The organism is Pseudoclavibacter sp. RFBA6 (assembly GCF_002931575.1).
GTDB classification, from domain to species: Bacteria; Actinomycetota; Actinomycetes; order Actinomycetales; family Microbacteriaceae; genus Pseudoclavibacter; species Pseudoclavibacter terrae.
In genome coordinates this window covers 285,226-303,712 of record NZ_PSUA01000010.1, presented here as the reverse complement: position 1 = coordinate 303,712, position 18,487 = coordinate 285,226, and the positions used below count along the sequence as shown (strand labels likewise).

At 69.3% G+C, this 18,487-nt stretch carries 18 protein-coding genes; 9 read left to right on the top strand and 9 right to left on the bottom strand.

The genetic code is table 11. The features are described 5' to 3' along the window. Window positions 1-103: 103 nt before the first annotated feature. Window positions 104-2,353 (top strand): excinuclease ABC subunit UvrA, encoded by a 2,250-nt coding sequence (locus C5C17_RS07740; protein WP_104252789.1) that lies wholly within the window; start codon window positions 104-106, stop codon window positions 2,351-2,353. A gap of 60 nt (window positions 2,354-2,413) precedes the next feature. On the opposite strand, the gene C5C17_RS07735 is transcribed toward C5C17_RS07740, so the two are convergent. Further along, window positions 2,414-3,355 carry a DUF4031 domain-containing protein gene (locus tag C5C17_RS07735; protein WP_104252788.1) on the bottom strand — a complete coding sequence of 314 codons (942 nt, stop codon included), beginning with the start codon at window positions 3,353-3,355 and terminating at the stop codon, window positions 2,414-2,416. A gap of 28 nt (window positions 3,356-3,383) precedes the next feature. Between C5C17_RS07735 and C5C17_RS07730 the strand changes: the two genes are divergently transcribed. The 3 genes from C5C17_RS07730 to C5C17_RS07720 are packed head-to-tail and all read left to right on the top strand — an operon-like array spanning window position 3,384 to window position 6,533. Continuing rightward, on the top strand, window positions 3,384-4,469 hold the full coding sequence (locus C5C17_RS07730; protein ID WP_104252787.1) for an S-(hydroxymethyl)mycothiol dehydrogenase: 1,086 nt from the start codon (window positions 3,384-3,386) through the stop codon (window positions 4,467-4,469). Next, window positions 4,466-5,107, top strand: a complete 642-nt coding sequence (locus C5C17_RS07725; protein ID WP_104252786.1) for an MBL fold metallo-hydrolase — start codon at window positions 4,466-4,468, stop codon at window positions 5,105-5,107. Before C5C17_RS07730 ends, C5C17_RS07725 begins: the two co-directional genes overlap by 4 nt. Continuing rightward, window positions 5,097-6,533, top strand: coding sequence for an NAD(P)/FAD-dependent oxidoreductase (locus C5C17_RS07720; protein WP_104252785.1), 1,437 nt, complete (start codon window positions 5,097-5,099; stop codon window positions 6,531-6,533). Before C5C17_RS07725 ends, C5C17_RS07720 begins: the two co-directional genes overlap by 11 nt. Window positions 6,534-6,581: 48 nt before the next feature. Here C5C17_RS07720 and C5C17_RS07715 read toward each other — a convergent pair whose 3' ends face one another. Next, on the bottom strand, window positions 6,582-7,160 hold the full coding sequence (locus tag C5C17_RS07715) for an MOSC domain-containing protein (RefSeq protein ID WP_181028520.1): 579 nt from the start codon (window positions 7,158-7,160) through the stop codon (window positions 6,582-6,584). A 7-nt stretch (window positions 7,161-7,167) separates the two neighbouring features. Next, a complete protein-coding gene (locus C5C17_RS07710) occupies window positions 7,168-7,524 on the bottom strand; it encodes a DUF5997 family protein (protein WP_104252966.1) in 357 nt (118 codons plus the stop codon). A 114-nt stretch (window positions 7,525-7,638) separates the two neighbouring features. On the opposite strand from C5C17_RS07710, the gene C5C17_RS07705 reads away from it, so the two are divergent. After that, window positions 7,639-8,448 (top strand): LysR substrate-binding domain-containing protein, encoded by an 810-nt coding sequence (locus C5C17_RS07705; protein WP_104252783.1) that lies wholly within the window; start codon window positions 7,639-7,641, stop codon window positions 8,446-8,448. A gap of 279 nt (window positions 8,449-8,727) precedes the next feature. Here C5C17_RS07705 and C5C17_RS07700 read toward each other — a convergent pair whose 3' ends face one another. Next, window positions 8,728-8,955 (bottom strand): hypothetical protein, encoded by a 228-nt coding sequence (locus tag C5C17_RS07700; RefSeq protein ID WP_104252782.1) that lies wholly within the window; start codon window positions 8,953-8,955, stop codon window positions 8,728-8,730. Next, the gene (locus tag C5C17_RS07695; protein ID WP_146079110.1) at window positions 8,952-10,421 is read right to left on the bottom strand and encodes a DUF222 domain-containing protein; all 1,470 of its coding nucleotides are present in this window, start codon (window positions 10,419-10,421) and stop codon (window positions 8,952-8,954) included. Before C5C17_RS07695 ends, C5C17_RS07700 begins: the two co-directional genes overlap by 4 nt. Before the next feature lie 272 nt (window positions 10,422-10,693). Between C5C17_RS07695 and C5C17_RS07690 the strand changes: the two genes are divergently transcribed. Next, window positions 10,694-11,257 (top strand): dihydrofolate reductase family protein, encoded by a 564-nt coding sequence (locus C5C17_RS07690; protein WP_104252780.1) that lies wholly within the window; start codon window positions 10,694-10,696, stop codon window positions 11,255-11,257. A 30-nt stretch (window positions 11,258-11,287) separates the two neighbouring features. On the opposite strand, the gene C5C17_RS07685 is transcribed toward C5C17_RS07690, so the two are convergent. Further along, window positions 11,288-12,331: an LLM class flavin-dependent oxidoreductase gene (locus C5C17_RS07685; protein WP_104252779.1), complete on the bottom strand. Its 1,044-nt coding sequence runs from the start codon at window positions 12,329-12,331 to the stop codon at window positions 11,288-11,290. A 124-nt stretch (window positions 12,332-12,455) separates the two neighbouring features. On the opposite strand from C5C17_RS07685, the gene C5C17_RS07680 reads away from it, so the two are divergent. Continuing rightward, the gene (locus C5C17_RS07680; RefSeq protein ID WP_104252778.1) at window positions 12,456-13,019 is read left to right on the top strand and encodes a dihydrofolate reductase family protein; all 564 of its coding nucleotides are present in this window, start codon (window positions 12,456-12,458) and stop codon (window positions 13,017-13,019) included. Here the strand turns inward: C5C17_RS07680 and C5C17_RS07675 are convergent. The 3 genes from C5C17_RS07675 to C5C17_RS07665 form a co-directional block, all read right to left on the bottom strand. Next, window positions 13,004-14,497 (bottom strand): hypothetical protein, encoded by a 1,494-nt coding sequence (locus C5C17_RS07675; protein WP_146079109.1) that lies wholly within the window; start codon window positions 14,495-14,497, stop codon window positions 13,004-13,006. The genes C5C17_RS07680 and C5C17_RS07675 overlap by 16 nt on opposite strands. Beyond that, a complete protein-coding gene (locus C5C17_RS07670; protein WP_181028519.1) occupies window positions 14,454-15,152 on the bottom strand; it encodes an ABC transporter ATP-binding protein in 699 nt (232 codons plus the stop codon). The genes C5C17_RS07675 and C5C17_RS07670 overlap by 44 nt, the downstream gene beginning before the upstream one ends. A gap of 106 nt (window positions 15,153-15,258) precedes the next feature. Continuing rightward, window positions 15,259-16,437, bottom strand: a complete 1,179-nt coding sequence (locus C5C17_RS07665; RefSeq protein WP_104252775.1) for an aminotransferase class I/II-fold pyridoxal phosphate-dependent enzyme — start codon at window positions 16,435-16,437, stop codon at window positions 15,259-15,261. Between the two features lie 181 nt (window positions 16,438-16,618). On the opposite strand from C5C17_RS07665, the gene C5C17_RS07660 reads away from it, so the two are divergent. After that, complete coding sequence (locus C5C17_RS07660; RefSeq protein ID WP_181028518.1) at window positions 16,619-17,293, top strand: ScbR family autoregulator-binding transcription factor; 675 nt, start codon at window positions 16,619-16,621, stop codon at window positions 17,291-17,293. Window positions 17,294-17,376: 83 nt separating this feature from the next. Next, window positions 17,377-18,483, top strand: coding sequence for a DNA alkylation repair protein (locus tag C5C17_RS07655; RefSeq protein ID WP_104252774.1), 1,107 nt, complete (start codon window positions 17,377-17,379; stop codon window positions 18,481-18,483). Window positions 18,484-18,487 lie beyond the last annotated feature (4 nt).

Sequence of the window (18,487 nt, the reverse complement as noted above, 5' to 3'; positions counted from 1 at the left end):
AAGCACACTCAGGCACTGGTCCCGCCGCCCGCGCGCCGCATCCGGTCGACGCCGAGGTCCGGCTGCCCGCCGCGAACCGCATGCCGCTCGCTACGATCACTGCATGTATGAAACCATCCGCGTTCGCGGTGCTCGCGAGAACAACCTCAAGGGAGTCGACGTCGACATCCCGAAGCGCAAGCTGACGGTCTTCACCGGCGTCTCCGGCTCAGGAAAGAGCTCGCTCGTCTTCGGCACGATCGCCGCGGAATCTCAGCGACTCATCAACGAGACGTACACGGCCTTCGTGCAGTCGTTCATGCCGAGCTTGGCTCGGCCCGACGTCGAGGTGCTGGAGGGGTTGAGCGCGTCCATCGTCGTCGACCAGGAGCGCATGGGGTCGAACGCGCGTTCAACGGTGGGCACGGCCACCGACGCGCACACCATGCTTCGCATCATCTTCTCGAGGCTCGGGTCGCCCTCGGCCGGGCCAGCCGGTCACTTCAGCTTCAACCTCGCTGAGGGCATGTGCCCGCGCTGCGAGGGAATCGGCCGCGTGACCGACCTGGATCTCGACGAGGTCGTCGACCGCTCGAAGTCGCTCAACGAGGGCGCCATCACCATTCCCGGTTACAAGGTCGACGGGTGGATGGTTCGCGGCTACTCCGAGGCGCCCTTCCTCGACGGCGAAAAGAAGGTCGCCGAGTACTCGGACCAGGAGCTTCAGGACTTCCTGTACAAGGAGGCCACGAAGGTCCACGTGCCAGCACTGAACATGAACATGACGTACGAGGGGCTCGTCCCGCGCATCCAGAAGTCGATCCTGTCGAAGGACCCCGAGGCGGTCCAGCCGGCGATCCGCGCTTTCATGGATCGGGCCGTCACGTTCACGGCCTGCCCCGACTGCGAGGGGACCCGCCTGAACCAGGCGGCCCTCGCCTGCCGCATCGACGGCAAGAACATCGCGGACTGCTCGTCGATGCAGATCAGCGACCTGGCCGTCTTCATGGCGGGCGTGCAGGACCCGCAGGTGGCGCCCGCCATCGCCACGCTGCAGGAGACCCTCGACTCGCTCGTGAACATCGGACTGGGCTACCTCAGCCTCGACCGCGAGTCCGGGAGCCTCTCCGGGGGCGAGGCGCAGCGCGTGAAGATGGTGCGTCACCTCGGCTCGAGCCTCACCGACATCACCTACGTCTTCGACGAGCCGACGGTCGGGCTGCACCCCCACGACATCCAGCGCATGAACGAGCTGCTGCTGCGGCTGCGCGACAAGGGCAACACGGTGCTGGTCGTCGAGCACAAGCCGGAGACCATCGCGATCGCCGACCACGTCGTGGACCTCGGCCCGCGCGCCGGCTCTGGCGGCGGCGAGCTGATGTTCGAGGGCACCGTCGAGGGACTGCGCGCGTCCGGCACGCTCACGGGCAAGCACCTCGACGACCGCGTCTCGCTGAAGGACACGACTCGCACCTCGACGTCGAGCCTCGAGGTCCGCGGCGCGACGCGCCACAACCTCAAAGACGTGGACGTCGACATCCCTCTCGGGGTGCTGACGGTCGTGACCGGCGTCGCAGGTTCCGGCAAGAGCTCCCTCATCCACGGGTCGATCCCGAAGTCCGCGAACGTCGTGGTCGTCGACCAGACGTCGATCCGCGGGTCTCGCCGCAGCACGCCCGCCACGTACACGGGCGTGCTGGACGCGATCCGCACGGCCTTCGCGAAGGCCAACGGCGTGAAGCCCGGCCTGTTCAGCGCGAACTCCTCAGGGGCCTGCCCGAAGTGCAACGGCCTCGGGGTGATCTTCACGGACCTTGCGATGATGGCGGCCGTGTCGACCGTGTGCGAGGAGTGCGAAGGGAAGCGCTTCCAGGCCGAGGTGCTGCAGTACACGCTCGACGGGAAGAACATCAGCGAGGTGCTCTCGATGTCGATCGACGAGGCGCACGAGTTCTTCTCGACGGGGCCGGCCAACAAGGTGCTGGCGCGGCTCGTCGACGTCGGCCTGGGCTATCTCGGCCTCGGCCAGCCGCTGACGACGCTCTCGGGAGGCGAGCGCCAGCGGCTCAAGCTCGCGATCCACATGGCCGAGAAGGGCGGCGTCTACGTGCTCGACGAGCCGACGACCGGTCTGCACCTCGCCGATGTGCGGCAGCTGCTCTCGCTGCTCGACCGGCTCGTCGAGTCGGGGAAGTCGGTCATCGTCATCGAGCACCACCAGGCCGTCATGGCGCACGCCGACTGGATCATCGATATCGGGCCAGGTGCAGGGCACGACGGGGGCTCCGTCGTCTTCGAGGGAACCCCTGCGCAGCTCGTCGAACACTCCTCGACGCTCACCGGGCAGCATCTGGCACGTTACGTCGGCGCGTAGCGTCGCGGAGGCCGACGATCGCGCGGCGGCACCCGGCGGAACGTCATCCAGCGAGACTGGTCAGCTCGTGCTCGCCTCGAGACCGTTCAGTTCGCGCTCGAGGTTGCGTCGTGCTCGCGGCTCCCAGTCTTCGGGAGCCGCGGGCGAGACGAAGAGGCGCGCCGACCCGAGGAGCGCGCGAAGCACAGACGCTCGGCCGATGCGCCACTGCGCGTCTGGCACGTGCGCGTAGTCGCGCCGGACAAGGGCGACGTAACGCGCGTAGCCGTCCTCGGGACGCGCGAGCACGGCGAGGTCCGCATCCATGAGGATCTGCCCCGCGGTATCCCCGGGCTGGACCCGGTGGTCGATCGTGGCGAGCACGAGGCGCTCGACGTCCGCCACGAGCTCGGGCTCGAGACCGAGGGCACCGAGCCGCTCCACCGCCAGGGCTGCGCTGGCGCGTTCGTCGTCACCCGCCGCTCCCTCGTAGACGGCGTCGTGGAACCAGGCGGCGAGGCGGGCAGTGAGCAGCTCGCGCCCCCTCAGCGGGAACCCCGTCTCGGCGGCTCTGCGGCGCAGCGTGTCGACGGCGTCGAGCACCGACAGCAGGTGCGTGACGTCGTGGTAATTGCGGGAGGTGCCTGACCAGGCGTCGAGCAGGTCATCGCGGAGCGCATCCGCCGCCGACTGCTTGTCGCCGGCTATCTCTCGCTCGAGCTCGTCCCAGCGGCGCATCAGGGTGAGGCGGGCTCGCTTCGGCCGGTCCCTCGCCGGTACGCGCACGCCCCCTGCGACGAGGCGGCGCACGAGCTCGGAGCCTCCGACCGGTTCGGCTCCCATCGCGACGAGGGCGCCGTACTGCTCAGCGGGAACGTCGTAGTGGTCGAGGTCGAAGGCCCTGCCCCGGATGCCGGCCTTCGCGGCGAACGCGTGCAGCTCATCCACTGAGGAGTCGGAGACGAGATGCGAGAAGGTCGTGCCGTGCGCGGGCCAGACGGGCGGATCGATCAGGATGACCATCCAGAGAGACTACGACTACCCTTGCCACATGGTCTCCCGTGTCAAAGGTGCAGTTGTCCGTGGCAAGAACGAACCGGTGTCGATTGAGACGGTGCTGGTCCCCGATCCGGGGCCAGGCGAAGCGGTGGTCGACATCATCACGAGCGGTGTCTGCCACACCGATCTCCATTATCAGCAGGGTGGGATCAGCGACGACTTCCCGTTCCTGCTCGGCCACGAGGCCACCGGCCGTGTGTCGGCGATCGGCGAGGGCGTGACCGAGATCGAGGTCGGCGACCGGGTCATCCTGAACTGGCGCGCCGTGTGCGGCGAGTGCCGCGCCTGCGCGAAGGGGCAGCCGCAGTACTGCTTCAACACGCACAACGCGACGCAGAAGATGACGCTCGAGGACGGCACCGAGCTCTCCCCCGCTCTCGGCATCGGCGCCTTCATCGAGAAGACGCTCGTCGCCGCAGGGCAGTGCACGAAGGTCGACGAGGAGTCGGACGCCGCTGCGGTCGGCCTCCTCGGCTGCGGCGTCATGGCCGGCATCGGAGCCGCGATCAACACCGGCGAGGTGAAGCGCGGCGAGTCGGTCGCGGTCATCGGCTGCGGTGGCGTCGGCATGGCGGCCATCGCTGGCGCCGCCCTCGCCGGTGCCACCACGATCATTGCCGTCGACATCGACGCCGCGAAGCTCGAGCGTGCGGCGCATTTCGGCGCAACCCACACCATCAATTCCCGCGAAGAGGACGTCATCGAGGGCGTCCGCGCCCTCACGGGCGGCTTCGGCGCCGACGTCGTCATCGAGGCTGTCGGACGGCCAGAGACGTACAAGCAGGCGTTCTACGCGCGCGACCTGGCGGGCCGGGTTGTCCTGGTCGGGGTGCCGACCCCCGAGATGACCCTCGAGCTACCGCTACTCGACGTGTTTGGAAGAGGCGGCTCCCTGAAGTCGTCCTGGTACGGCGACTGCCTCCCGAGCCGCGACTTCCCGATGCTCGTCGAGCAGTACCGCCTCGGCAGGCTCGACCTCGACGCGTTCGTGTCGGAGCGCATCGGCATCGAAGACATCGAGGCGTCGTTCGAGCGGATGAAGGACGGCACCGTCCTCCGATCGGTGGTGGAGCTGTGAGCGCCCACGGGAAGGTCCGCATCGATCGCATCGTCACGAGGGGCACGTTCTCACTCGACGGTGGCACCTGGGACGTCGACAACAATGTCTACCTCGTCGGTGACGACGATGACGTTGTGGTCATCGACCCTGCCCACGACGCGCAGGCGGTCCGAGACGCGGTGGGAGATCGGCGCGTGCGGCGCGTCCTCCTCACGCATGGGCACGACGACCACATCGCGGCGGCGCAGGAGTTTGCGACGCTCGTCGGCGCCCCCATCGCACTGCACGGGGGCGACCGGATGCTCTGGGACGCCGTCTACCCGGACGCAGCACCCGACATCGAGCTCACTGATGACGACCGCATCCTGATCGACGAGGTCGACCTGCAGGTGCTGCACACCCCGGGCCACTCCCCAGGGTCGGTGTGCTTCTACGCGCCGGCGCTCGGGACGCTGTTCAGCGGCGACACGCTCTTCAGCGGCGGCCCGGGAGCCACGGGACGCAGCTACAGCGACTTCGGCACGATCATCGCCTCGATCTCGGATCGCCTGCTGACCCTGCCGCCCGAGACGACGGTGCTCACGGGACACGGTGACGCGACGTCGATCGGCGCGGAAGCTCCGCATCTCGAGGAATGGATCGCTCGTGGACACTGACTCACAGAGCGGGGCAGCCGACGCAACCGCCTACGACGTGATCGTGATCGGCGCGGGCCCAGTCGGCGAGAACGTGGCGGACCGTGCCGTGCGTGGGGGCCTGAAGGCCCTCGTCGTCGAGAAGGAGCTCGTCGGGGGCGAGTGCTCGTATTGGGCATGCATCCCCTCGAAGGCGCTCCTCCGCAGCGGTTCAGCGCTCCGCGCGGCGCGCGCGGTCCCCGGGGCTCGGGAAGCCGCGGCCGGCGACCTCGACGTCTCGGCCGTTCTCGCTCGGCGCGACTCCTACGTCTCCGATTGGGACGACGAGGGTCAGGTGAAGTGGTTGTCTGGCGCTGGCATCGACCTGGTCCGCGGGCACGCGCGCCTGTCGGGGGAACGGGAGGTGACCGTCGGCGACACCACGTACGCGGCGAGGGTCGCCGTGGTCGTCGCGACCGGTTCGGCGGCGCTCCTGCCCGATATCCCCGGCCTCGCCGACGCGTCCCCCTGGACGAGCCGAGAGGCGACTGCCGTCGAGCGCATCCCCGAGTCGATCACGATCATCGGTGGAGGCGTCGTGGCGGTCGAGATCGCGACGGCGTACACGGACCTCGGCGCGAAGGTGACCCTGATCGTCAGGAGCCGCGTGCTCGGCGGGTTCGAGGAGTTCGCCGGGAAGGCGGTGGCTGACGCCCTGCGCTCGCGCGGCGCGGAGGTCATCCTGGGCGCTTCGCCGTCGAGCGTGGCCCGTGACGCAGCTGGCCGCGTCGCGGTGAGTCTCGACGACGGCCGCGTGCTCGAGAGCGCTGAGCTGCTCGTCGCGACGGGGCGCGTCCCTCGGACCGATGATGTGGGCCTCGAGGTGGCCGGGCTCGAACCCGGTTCGTGGATCGACGTGGACGACACGATGCTGGTGCGCGGGAGCGACTGGCTGTACGCGGCGGGCGACGTGAACCATCGCGCGCTTCTCACCCACCAGGGCAAGTATCAGGCTCGGGCTGCAGGCGACGCGATCGCGGCTCGGGCCGCGGGACGTGCTCTGGACGACGGGCCGTGGGGAACCCACGTGGCCACGGCCGACCACGTCGCGGTGCCGCAGCTGGTCTACTCGGATCCCGAGGTGGCTGCCGTCGGTCTCACGCGAGCGGCGGCGGAGGAGCAGGGCCTCCGTGTGCGGTCGGTTGACGTCCCGATCGGCAAGGTCTCGGGGGCGTCGCTGCACGCCGAGGGGTACGAGGGCACGGCGCGGATGGTCGTCGACGAGGATCGTGGCGTCATCGTCGGGTTCACCATGGTGGGCCCCGATGTGGGCGAGCTGCTGCACTCGGCGACGATCGCAGTCGTCGGTGAGGTGCCGCTGTCGAGGCTCTGGCACGCGGTGCCATCGTTCCCGACGATGAGCGAACTGTGGTTGCGTCTGCTTGAAGCCTACGGGCGGCCCGAATAGCCCGACGGCACACGGGCATCACGGGGGCAGGTGATGCCGGGCCCGGCATCAGGCGCCAGTGCCGGCGAAGACCTCTCGCACGGTCGGCGCTCCGACGGCACCCGGAACGATCTCGACGAGGTCGCCGGCGGCGACCCTGCCCGTCTTCGCGACGCGCAGGTACGCGCCGACGCGGCCGGTCGAGCCGAATCGCTTGACCCAGCCGCGCTCGTCCTCGCCGCCGACCCAACGGGCGAAGGTCTGGCACGGAACCCGCGGGGCGGTGACGACGAGCTCGACGGTGCGGGACGAACTCGCCGACGTCGAGTCGCCGATGCGGAGCGTGTCCCCGATGCGGAGCTCGTTGACGTCGATGCCGTCGATGCGGAGGTTCTCGCCGAAGAAGCCCGGCGCGAGTTCCCTCCCGAGTTCCGCTGCCCAATAGTCGGCGTCCGTCTGCGAGTAGGCGTAGATGGCCTGGTCGAGTCCACCGTGGTGCTTGCGGTCCGCTTGCACGTCGCCGTAGACCCCGTAGCGGCCAACCTTCACGGTCCCATTGAGCGGACGCTTGTCGATGGCGGTGACGCCGATGGCGCCTGGATCTTCACGGAGCTGCGCGACGGCGCAGACGGCGAGCAGACTGGCCAAGGTCGGCTCAGTTGGCGCGCTTGGCGTGCAGCTTGGCGACGCGGGCGTCCTCGGCGCGGACCTTCGCCTGGACGCCGCGCTCGTGGGAGAGCCATGACGGGGCCTCTTCGAGGAGCGCATGGATCTCGGCGGTCGTGAGCGCTTCGGTGACGCCGCCCCTGGCGAGGCCCGAGTTGGTGATGCCGAGTTTGCGGGCGACGACGTCCCGCGGGTGGGGGCCGGTGCGGCGCAGCTCTTGGAGCCACTCCGGCGGGGTCTCCTGCAGTTCGAGGAAGGCGCTGCGGGTGAGCGGCGTCTGTTGGAATGCCTCGGGTGCGGCCGGCAGGTAGATGCCGAGCTTCTTGGCCGCCGTGGCCGGCTTCATCTTCTGTTCCGGCCCGCGGTCTGCTGCGGTGTCGTTCTCGTCCGTCGGCTGGTTGTCGGTCGAGGTGCCCTCTGATTCGCTCATCTGTGCATCGTACCCAGTAGCCTTGCGGGCATGGAGACTCCGACGCACCTCACGGTCGCTCTGGCCCCCGGCATCAATCCACGGAAGTGGTCTCGTGTGTGGGAGGAGCGACGAGCGGAGACGCCGCTGGAGTTCACGACCGTGCACGCTGCCGAGGCTCGCCAGCTTGTCCTCGACGGCGTAGCGCAGGTCGCGTTCGTGCGCCATCCCTTCGACCGTGATGGCGTGAACGCCATCGACCTGTTCGCCGAGGATGTGGTGGCCGTGGTCGCCGTGGAGTCAGACCTCGATGTCGACGAGCCGTTGCAGCTCGAGGAGCTCGACGACTGGCAGCTGGTGCTGGCCGCTTGGACGCCCGATTGGGCGGAGGCCGCCGAGCGGCTCGGGCTCGACTCGGGTGCGTCGGCCATGACCACCGACGCCGCGGATGCGATGGAGCTGGTAGCTGGAGGCGCTGGAGTTGCTGTCGTCCCGCAGTCCGTCGCTCGGCAGCACGCGCGGAAGGACGTCACGTATCGCGTCATCAGCGATCTCCCCCGGGTTCCGGTGTCTATCATCTGGGCGGCTGAGGATGATCGCCTCGACACAGAGGAGTTCGTGGGCATCGTCCGAGGACGGACGGCCGGGAGCTCGCGAGGCCGCACGGGCGCGAAGTCGGCGGCGTTGCAGCGTGAGGAGCAGCAGGCGCTCGCGGAGGCGGAGCGCCGCGTAAAGGAGCAGCAGAAGAAGCGCGCGACGGCGAAGCGGATCGGCACGTCGTCCGGCACGAGCCGTGGCGCCCAGTTGGCTGCGAAGCGGGCCAAGGCTGGTGGCTCGGGCGGGAAGCGCAAACGCCGTTAAGCCCGGTAAGCCCGGTAAAGGTTCCGCACGCGTCTCGGACGTTCCCCATCCTCATCCGTCGGTTCGGTGCGCGCCAGCCGCCCCATCAGGGGCACACCGCGCGCGTGTCGTGTCGCCCGACCAAGCCGTGTCGCCTGGCCAAGCCGTGTCGCCCGACCAGGCGGTGTCGCCCAACCAGGCGGTGTCGCCCAACCAGGCGGTGTCGCCCGACCAACCGAAGCGTGTCGCCAATCGGTAGCGCCTGTCCGCGACGTCGGGCCTCGAACCCTGGGGCCTCGGTCAGAACGGAGCTTCATCGGCTGGTCTCGTGTCCGGGGGCTCAGCAGCGGGCGGGCTCGTCCCGCCGTTTGCTGGCGATGACTCCCCCGGCGTGAGGTAGTCGTCGTTGGGTGTGAAGTAGACGTCGTGGTGCTCGGGTCTGTCTGTGCACGCCTTGCCGCTTGGGGTGCGCCAGTCGAGGATGCCGCCGCCGAGTTGTTCGACGCTCCAGGCGGTGGCGTGTTTCATGACGTGGTGGTGCTTGCAGAGCCCGCAGAGGTTCTCCAGGGTTGTGGTGCCGCCGTGTTCCCAAGCGTGGGTGTGGTCGAGGTCGCATCTCGCGGCGGGTTGTCGGCAGCCGGGCCAGCGGCAGTGGATGTCGCGGGCGGCCAGGAAATTCCGCATCGCCGCCGTAGGGCGATAGCTGTCGACGGCTTCGACGGTGCCCGTGATCGGGTCGGTGAGGATCCGGAGGAATGACGGTGCATTCGCGGCGAGGCGCATCGCCTCTTCGAGCGGAACCGGGACCATGCCGTCGAGCAGCGCTGGGGCCGGGGTGAGGCGGGGAGCGCCTGACGCGCGGCTGGCGCCGGCAACGACGCCGCACGCACCACCAGGGCGCTCACGCCGGAACCAGCAACAGCACTGGCATTACGGGCCGCGCCATTCCTCCCCGGCGCGGTGAGGGCCGAAAGGATCGGGATCGTGAAGGCGACGTTCGCCTGGATGCCTGCCGCAGCGGCGCAGGACATCGGGTCGGACGTGAGCAGCATGTCCGCGAACAGGTCGGCCTTGACCTCGTCGATGGTGCGCTCATCAGGCGCAACCACGGCGGGGCCGGCAGGGGCAGCGGCACGGGCGCCGGCAGCGGCGTCGATAGCGGCGCGGGCATCGACAGCGGCGCCGGCGTCGACATCGGCATGGGCGTCGGCGCGGGCATCGACAGCGGCGCCGGCGTCGACATCGGCACGGGCATGGGCATCGGCGCGGGCAGCGGCATCGGCATGTGCCCCTGCGCCTGCCCCTGCCCTTGCGCCTGCCCCGGCCCCGGCCCCGGACGGCCCTCGCCTCCCGGCTGCACCGGCGCTCGTCGCGCTCCTGGCGAATTTCGTGCTAGCGGGTTTCGGTCGCGCCTTGATGAGCGCCTTGCCCTGCTTCCGCAGCCGGTCCGCGATCGCCGTGCCCTCAATCAGCGGGAGCCTCGCACGCAACAGGCACATGCCGTTCTCAGTCGCCGTCACCGACACATAGCGGGTCTTCCGCGCCCGCTCGTGCCGCTCGGACACCGACTCCTCCGTCAGCGACTCCGCGACCCGAGCCGCGGCCATCCGCAGCGCCTTCGGCGGCAGCACTCGCGAACCCAGCTCGGCGAGCATCACCCGCACGAACTCACCCCGCCGCGCCGCCTGCTCGACCGAATCAACATGAGACACCGACAACCCGGCACCCGTGAGCACCCGCAGCTGCTCTTCGCTGAGCTTCCCCTCACCGAGCGCATCGACGAGACCAGGAAACTCGCGCACCGCGATGCCAGCATCCGACAACGCGCCCTCAGCCGCCGACTGCCCGACCTGCTCAATCAGTGCGACCTCCGCCGCGACCGACTGCACGTGCATGGCATGCTCCGCGGTGCCGTCAAGGGCATCCAGAACCGACGCCATCTCCGCCAACTTCGCGCGTACCCGCACCTGGTCCGCGGCCACGATGGCCGCCATGACAGCGAGGTCCGCATCCCAGTCCAGCAGGAACTTCCGCCACGCCGCGACCGAAGCCGGGTCCTGGGCGTCAAGCCCCAGGACCTTCAGCGGTTCACCGTCGTAGGAGTACATAGCTGCAGCCTGGACCGGACCACCGACATTCCAGACGAAGACGGCGAAACTAGCAGAAAAAGGCCAGGTCACGTGCGTGTCTCGCACACCCGACACCCGCTTCGAGCGGCACCATTCGCCGGTGGTAGGTTCAGACTCTCGAACAAGGAGGTTCGCTCATGCGAAAGGTCACGTACTCGCTTGCTCTCACGCTCGACGGCTACATCAAGGATGAGGACGGCAGCTTCGACTGGGGCGACCCCAGCGAGGAGGTGTTCCGGCTTGCGACCGACGAAGTTCGCGGCGTCGACGTCCACCTGATGGGGCGCAGGCTCTACGAGACGATGGTCTACTGGGAGCCGACCGATGAGGAGCGAGACCACGGGCAGTTCGAGGAGGAGTTCGCGGATCTCTGGCGCGCCCTCCCGAAAGTGGTCTTCTCGAACACGATCGCCGAGGTGCGGGGCAATACCCGGATCGCTGTCGGCACGCTCGCCGAGGAGATCGCCCAGCTGAAGAACGAGCCAGGTGATGGCACGATCGCCATCGGCGGCGCTGAACTCGCACACCAGGTTGCCGACCTCGATCTGATCGACGAATACCTGCTTCGCATCTGCCCGGTCCTCGTGGGAGGCGGAACGCCGTTCTTCTCTCGGAACAACCGCCGCACTGCACTTGAGCTGCTCGACACGCGCACTTTCGAGTCCGGGGTCGTGCACCTCCGCTACCGCGTCATCCGGTGAGCAGCGACACCGCGGAGACGACCTTCGCGGTCACACTTGCCGCGACCAGCCGATCGCCGGCGCGATGTGCTCGGCGATGGTCGCCAGCAGGCGCGTGTTGTAGGCGACCCCCAGTTGGTTCGGCACCGTGAGCAGGAGCGTGTCTGCGGACTGGACCGCCGCATCCGCCGCCAGCTCCTCGGCTATGCGGTCGGGGGCGCCCTGGTACGTGCGCCCGAACCGAGAGCGCATGCCCTCCAGCATGCCGACCTGGTCGCCTTCGCTGCCGCCGCGACCCCCGAAGTAGGTGACGTCCTCGTCGGTCGTGATGGGGATGACGCTGCGACTGACGGAGACCCGCGGCTCGCGGGCGTGGCCTGCAGCGGCCCACGCGTCACGGAAGCCCCGGATCTGCTCGGCCTGCAGTTCGTCGAAGGGCACACCGGTGTCTTCCGTGAGCAAGGTTGAGCTCATGAGGTTCATGCCCTGCTCGGCGACCCAGACCGCGCTCGCGCGGCTCCCGGATCCCCACCAGATGCGGTCGTCGAGACCCGCCGAGCGCGGCTGGATTGGCAGTGGGGCGTTGGATCCTGTCATCTGCGGGTTGCCCTCGACCAGACCGGCCCCCGCGATGGCCGCGCGGAACAGCTCCGTCTTCGCGCGGGCCAGATCGTCGTCGGTCTTCCCCTCCGGCGGGGTGAACCCGAACGCGTGCGCGCCGTTCTGGGCAGGCTCCGGTGAGCCTCGGCTCAGCCCGAGCTGCAGTCGACCTTCGCCGCCGGAGTGGGCGCTGATGAGGTCGGCCGCGGCGGCCTCCTCCGCCATGTAGAGGGGGTTCTCGTAGCGCATGTCGATGACGCCCGTGCCGATCTCGATTCGGCTCGTGCGCGCCCCCACGGCTGCGAGCAGCGGAAACGGCGCGGCGAGCTGCCGCGCGAAGTGGTGGACCCGGTAGTACGCGCCGTCGATGCCGAGCTCCTCGGCGGCGACGGCGAGCTCGATCGACTGCACGAGCGCATCACCGCCGGTCCGTGTTCCCGACTGGGGTGATGGATGCCAGTGGCCGAAGGAGAGGAAGCCGATGTTCTTGCGCATGCAGGGCACAGCGTTCGGGACCTGCGTGGCATTCCCGGCCCCTCTCGCGTCGGCCCTCCAGGTGTGCCGACGGTGCGATCAGGGCTCCACCGGATTTGTCGGTGGCCACGGGTACCGTGCCGACATGACGAACGTGATCTACAACACCGCGACAACGCTTTCCGGATTTATCGCAGACGACGACAACTCGCTCGACTGGCTGTTCGTGGTCGAGCAGCCAGAGGACAACAGTTTCGGCCCGTTCCTCGAGGGGGTCGGTGCCCTTGTCATGGGCTCGACGACCTACGAGTGGGTCTACACCCATGAGGGGCTCGACGAGCATCCCGAGAAGTGGCGGGATTCCTACGCCGAGCGTCCCGCGTTCGTGTTCACGACACGCGAGCTCCCGGTCCCGGACGGACTCGACATCCGCCTCGTCCAGGGCGCCGTGAGCAACCACTTCGGCGAGATCGCGGAGGCGGCCGGCGGCCGCGACGTGTGGGTGGTCGGTGGCGGTGACCTGGCTGGTCAGTTCTACGAGGCCGGGCAGCTCGACGAGATACGACTCTCCATCGCCCCCGTCGTCCTCGAGTCGGGGGCGCCGGTGCTCCCGCGTCGCATCGAGGCGGATGCGCTCCACCTGAAGTCGGCGCACGTCGAAGGCCAGTTCGTGCACGCGCACTACGAGGTCCGCTACCCGCGCCCCTGACGGAGCCTCGCCGCCGTTGCGAGGGCGAGCAGCGGCGTCGCGACCACGAGAGTCGCGATCGAGAGGGCTGGCGCGCCCGCCAGCCAGGGAAGCGTGAGGCCGAGACCGAGCGCGACGGAGAGGAGCACGCCATCGAACTGCCAGGCAATACGCGCGACCACCGACAGATCGCCGACCTCACTCGGCATAGGTGTCAACAAGAGGGGAGGCAGGTGCCCGCGTGCGGCGTCGAACGCTCGGACGGCGACCAGGGCGAGGCCGACGAGGACGGGCAGCGGACCACCCCCTGAGATCGCAACGAGCGCGCCGACGACGAGCACGACCAGAGCCACGGGGAACACCGCGTGCAGGAGGAACTGCTCTCCGACCGGGGTTCCGAAGACCGCGGCGCCGACCGCAGCGTCGGCGGCGTGCCTGAAGCCGTCTGCGAAGCTCCCCAGCGCGAGATACATGAGCACGGATGCGACGGCGGCGATGCCAGCGATCGCTCCAGTCGTCGTCACCGCTCCCGCAAGCTCGGAAGCGCCCGAGGGTGCCGTGGCAAACCCGAGCAGCACGGCACCGACCGCGAGACCGAGAGCGCCCAGAACCGTCCGCTGGGGCGTTCGCATTGCCCCGACCGCATCGCGGACCAGCATCCCGAGGACGCGTGGCCCACCGACCACGGCGCTCAGCCTTCTGCCTGCGGTGGGGCGCTCTCGATACGTCGCCGCAACACCCGCCAACTCACCGGTGGCAACCGCGACAGACGCCGACTCGCGGCGTGCCGCCTGCGGCAGCAGAGCGTCACCGCGCAGACGATCGAGGAGGCCAGGCACAGCGGCGAGTGCGACAGCCGCCGCGGCGACCAGGAGAACTGTGCCGGTGATACCGGCACTGGCGTCGCCGATGAGACCAGCCCAAGCCGCTGCGAACCAGTGACCCGCACCGAACGGAGACGCACCCCAGACTCCAAGGAGCACGGCGCAAGCCCACACTCGCGGGCCGATGATCACCTGACCGAGCAACGCCGACACCACGCCGAGGGAGGCCACCGCCGCCGCCGCGACAGCACAGGCCACCACCGACAGAGCCGGAGCGCCGAGGCCCACACCCAGCGCGGTTCCAGGGAGACACACGACTGCGGCGGAGACGGCGGCCGCGACGATCAGGCTCTTCAGGAACGGGCCCCTCAGCGTGAGCTTCCTCGGGAGGTGGTTCGAGCCGAGCGTCACCGTCGCGAACGGGGTAAGCAGGGCCGGCCCTCTCACGGTGCCCACGAGCATGCCGACAGGGCCAACTGCGGCCGCGAGGACACGCAGCTGCTCGAGGAAGTCCGGAGAGGTCAGCCAGCCGACCGACGGGGGTTGGAGAAGCGCGAGGAAGAGCATCCGCACGACCGGAGCAACCGCGATGAGCCCAACGGCGACAGCGAGGTAGACCCGGTATGCACCCTCACGCCGCACGGCCATCGTCACCGCCAGGACCGCGAGCGTCACCCATGCCACTGTCGCGGGCACCGGGACTGCGCGCGAGACGCAGTTCGGCGGCTCCCAGCTCATCGATGAGGGCACGACTGTGGGTCGCCACGACAATCGCCGCGCCGCGGGCTCGCTCCTCGGTCAAGATGCGGGCGAGCAGCTCGCGCCTGTTCTCGTCGAGGCGCTGCTCCGGCTCATCGAGCACCAGCACCTCGAACGGTCGCGCGAGCGCGGTGGCCAGCGAGAGGAGCTGGAACTGGCCGGACGACAGCTCGTGCGGGAAGCGATCGGAGAGGTCCAGGATGTCGAGACGCGCGAGCACCTCATCGGCGCTGGCGTTCGCGTCGCGGACCGAGGCACCCCAGGAGGCGGCCACCGCGGTGAGATGCTCTCGCGCGGTCATCGTCATGGAGAAGGGGACGGACCCGAGCAGCGCCGCCAGCCTTCGCCGGAACCTCGGGCTCCGCTCATCAACGGGTTCCCCGACGATGAGGACACGGCCTGAACTCGGCGTGACCTGTCCTGTGAGCGTGCGCAGCACTGTCGTCTTCCCGGACCCGTTCTCGCCGGTCAGGCACAGCACGGAGCCCGCCGCCACCTCGAAGTCGACCGCGGCGAGCACACGGGTCCCGCCGCGTCTTACGGACACCCCTTCGACGCGGACCGCTGGCATGCATCCATCCTCCCGTGCCCGCAGACGCTGAGCAAGTCGCCTCACGAGCAGCTGGCCGACGGCGCTCGTCTGCACCTCGGGGTCACGAACGCGGAGTCGCCTGCGATCAGCGGCGCAGCGTCTCCAGGAAGCGACCGAGGCGCGCCAGCCCCTCCGCCAGCTCGGTCGCTGAGGCGGCGTAGGAGAGCCGCACATGCGTCTCCCCCGTCGCCGCTCCGAAATCGCGTCCTGGCGTGAGGGCAACGTGTGCCTCCTCGAGCGCTCGGTCACAGAACTCCCACGCGGAGAGACCGGTGGCCGACACGTCGAAGTACGCGTAGAACGCCCCATCTGGGAGAACCGGGACAGGCAGCCCGATGCGGGCGAGCCCATCCAGCACGAGGTCGCGTCGCACACGCAGCTCCGCGCGCCGCGCCTCGCAGATCTCGAGCGACTCGGGCGTGAACGCGGCGAGCGCCGCGATCTGCGCGGGCGCCGACGCCGAGAGGAAGTAGTTGGTTGCGAGCTTCTCGACGGCGGGCACGAGGGCCTCCGGCAGCACCGCCCAGCCGAGCCGCCACCCCGTCATGCCGAAGTACTTCGAGAAGCTGTTGATGACGATCGCGTCCGGGTCCACGCTGAGGACGCTCCGCGGTGGCGTGCCGTCGGCACCTGGGTCGGAGAGGTTCAGGTAGATCTCGTCGACGATGCGCCACGCTCCCTGTTCGCGGGCGAACGCGCAGATGGTCGCGAGCTCGTCGAACGGTATCGATGTTCCGGTCGGGTTCGATGGCGTCGCCACCATGAGCGCGTTCGTGTGCTCGCTCCAGGCGGCGCGCACGCTGGCCAGGTCGAGCTGGTAGCGAGACCCCACGGTCGACGGCACGCTGACGACTCGGCCGCCGAAGCCCTCGACCAGCTGACGATTGCACGGGTAGGACGGATCGGCCATGAGGACGTCATCGCCGTCGTCGGTGGTGGCTGCGACGACCAGGAGCAGCGCGGCGGATGCTCCTGACGTCACGATGATGCGCGCCGGGTCGATGTCGACACCGTGGCGGAGACGGTAGAAGCCGCTGATCGCCTGGCGGAGCGCGGGCAGCCCGAGCGCGACCGTGTAGGGCAGGGGGCGACCGTCCATGGCTTCGCGCATGGCTTCGCGCACGGCCGGGGGTGCCCCGAAGTCGGGTTCGCCGAGCGAGAGCTTCACGATCCGGTGACCAGCGGCTTCGAGGACCGCCGCCCGCTGCCCGAAGGCCATGGCGTGGAACGGCTCGACGGTCTGGGCGCGATGCGAGAGCTTCATGATTCAAGGATGCCAGGAGCCGTGCCCGCTACCGTCGGTGGTTGCGCCCACGACTGCATGCCGCCGGGGGCGAGGGTCACCTCCGTCAGCACGACGACCGTCTCCGGCCCGGGCGCAGAATTCGGCCTTTCCCGCTCGCCTTCTGTCGGCGGCGGGGCGGTCGTCATTACACTCACTGGCTATGAGCGCCCTCCCCCGACCGTCGAACGCGCCCCAGCAGCAGCGGAGCGTGGAGACGCGGAGTCGGCTGGTGCTCGCAGCCGCCACCACCTTCGTGGAGTTCGGCTTCGCCGGGTCGACGCTCGCGCGGATCCGCGAGCACTCCGGGGTGACCAACGGGGCGTTCTACCACCACTTCGCGACCCGCGAGGCGGTCGCGGAGGCGGTCCTCGCCGAGTACGCGCAGCGCGCGACGCGCTCGGTGACGGATGCGACGAGCTCCGCGACCAGTGGCATCGAGGCTCTCCTCAAGGTTTCGCTCGCCTTCGCCCGGCTCCTGCGCAGCGACGTCGTGGTGCTCGCCGGGGTCCTGGTCACGACGGAGATCGGGTCGAACTTCCTCGCTCACGGGCCGTATCTCGACTGGCTCGCACGCCTGCAGCCGCTCATCCAGCTCTGCCAGCGCGAGGGAAGCATCCGCCGCGATGTGGCGGCGGCGGACCTCAGCTCTCTGCTCGTGTCGACGTTCACGGGGACCCAGCTCCTCTCGGGCGCTGTGAGCTGCCGACACGACCTTGTGGCGCGGGTCGCCACGCACTGGCGGATCATTCTGCCGAGTCTGACGACCCCCGAGCAGGCGGAGCGCGTCGCAGGCCTCCTCGACTCGGTGTTCGATGACCACGTTGTTGCGCAATGACCGACCAGCCCAACCCAGCCGCGTTCCCGACGATCCCACGACGATTTCGACCGAGATGGCCTCGGGCAGAGAGGAGATGACGCATGCCCTTCGCAGACGAACTGCTCGGACGCCAGCAGGCCTCCGCCATGACGGACCTGCTGGAAACGGCGGCCGCCGTTCGCCTCACCGAGACACGCAGCGCTGCCCAGCAGCTCGACGACCTTCCGCTGGGTGCTCGGAGCGCGCACCTCGCCGCCTCGCTCGCCGTCGACCTCGCTGTGCCGTACCCCGCCTTCGCAGCGATCGTGCGCCGAGCGCTGGAGTCTCCATCCCTCACCGGGTGGATGATCTGGCCCGTCTCGGTGGCCGTCTCCGCGGCGGCGATCGCCGACGGCGGTGAGGAGGCGTTCGACGACGGCATGCAGCTGCTCGCCGAGCTGACTCCTCGACTCACGTGCGAGTGGGCGGTTCGGGCGATGCTTCGTGCGCGCCTCGGACGGGCGCTCGAGATCATGCTCGCGTGGACGCGCAGCAGTGATGAGCACGTGCGTCGCCTCGCGTCCGAGGGAACGCGCCCTTACCTTCCGTGGGGAACGAGGGTGGCGGGGATCACTCGCGACGCTCGCCTGACCGCGCCGATCCTGGATGCCCTCTCCAGGGACGACAGCGAGTACGTCCGCCGCTCGGTCGCGAATCACCTCAACGACATCAGTCGGCACGACGCGGGACTCGTCTGCGAACTGGCCGCGGCTTGGCTGGCGGAGGGCGACGAGCACACGCCGAAGCTCGTGCGCCGCGCCCTCAGGACGCTCGTGAAGCGTGGCGACCAGCAGGCGCTGGGCATCCTCGGCTTCGTCGCGACCGACGTGGTCGTGGACGGGCCGACGCTCGACCGCGGCAGCATCGTGCTCGGCGAGGAGCTGCTCATCTGCGGAGCGATCCGGAACACCGGCCAGGAGCCCGCGAAACTGGTCGTCGACTACGTCGTACACCATGTCAAGGCGGATGGGAGCAGGACCCCGAAGACCTTCAAGATCTCGACAACCACGCTCGCTCCGGGCGAGTCGCTCAAGATTGCGAAGCGCCACAAGATCGTGCCGATCACGACGCGCCGCTACCACCCTGGAGTTCACGCCATCGAGCTGCAGGTCAACGGCGTTCGCTTCGGCTTCGCCGAGTTCGAGCTGCTTCCCGACGTCGTGTGCTGAGATA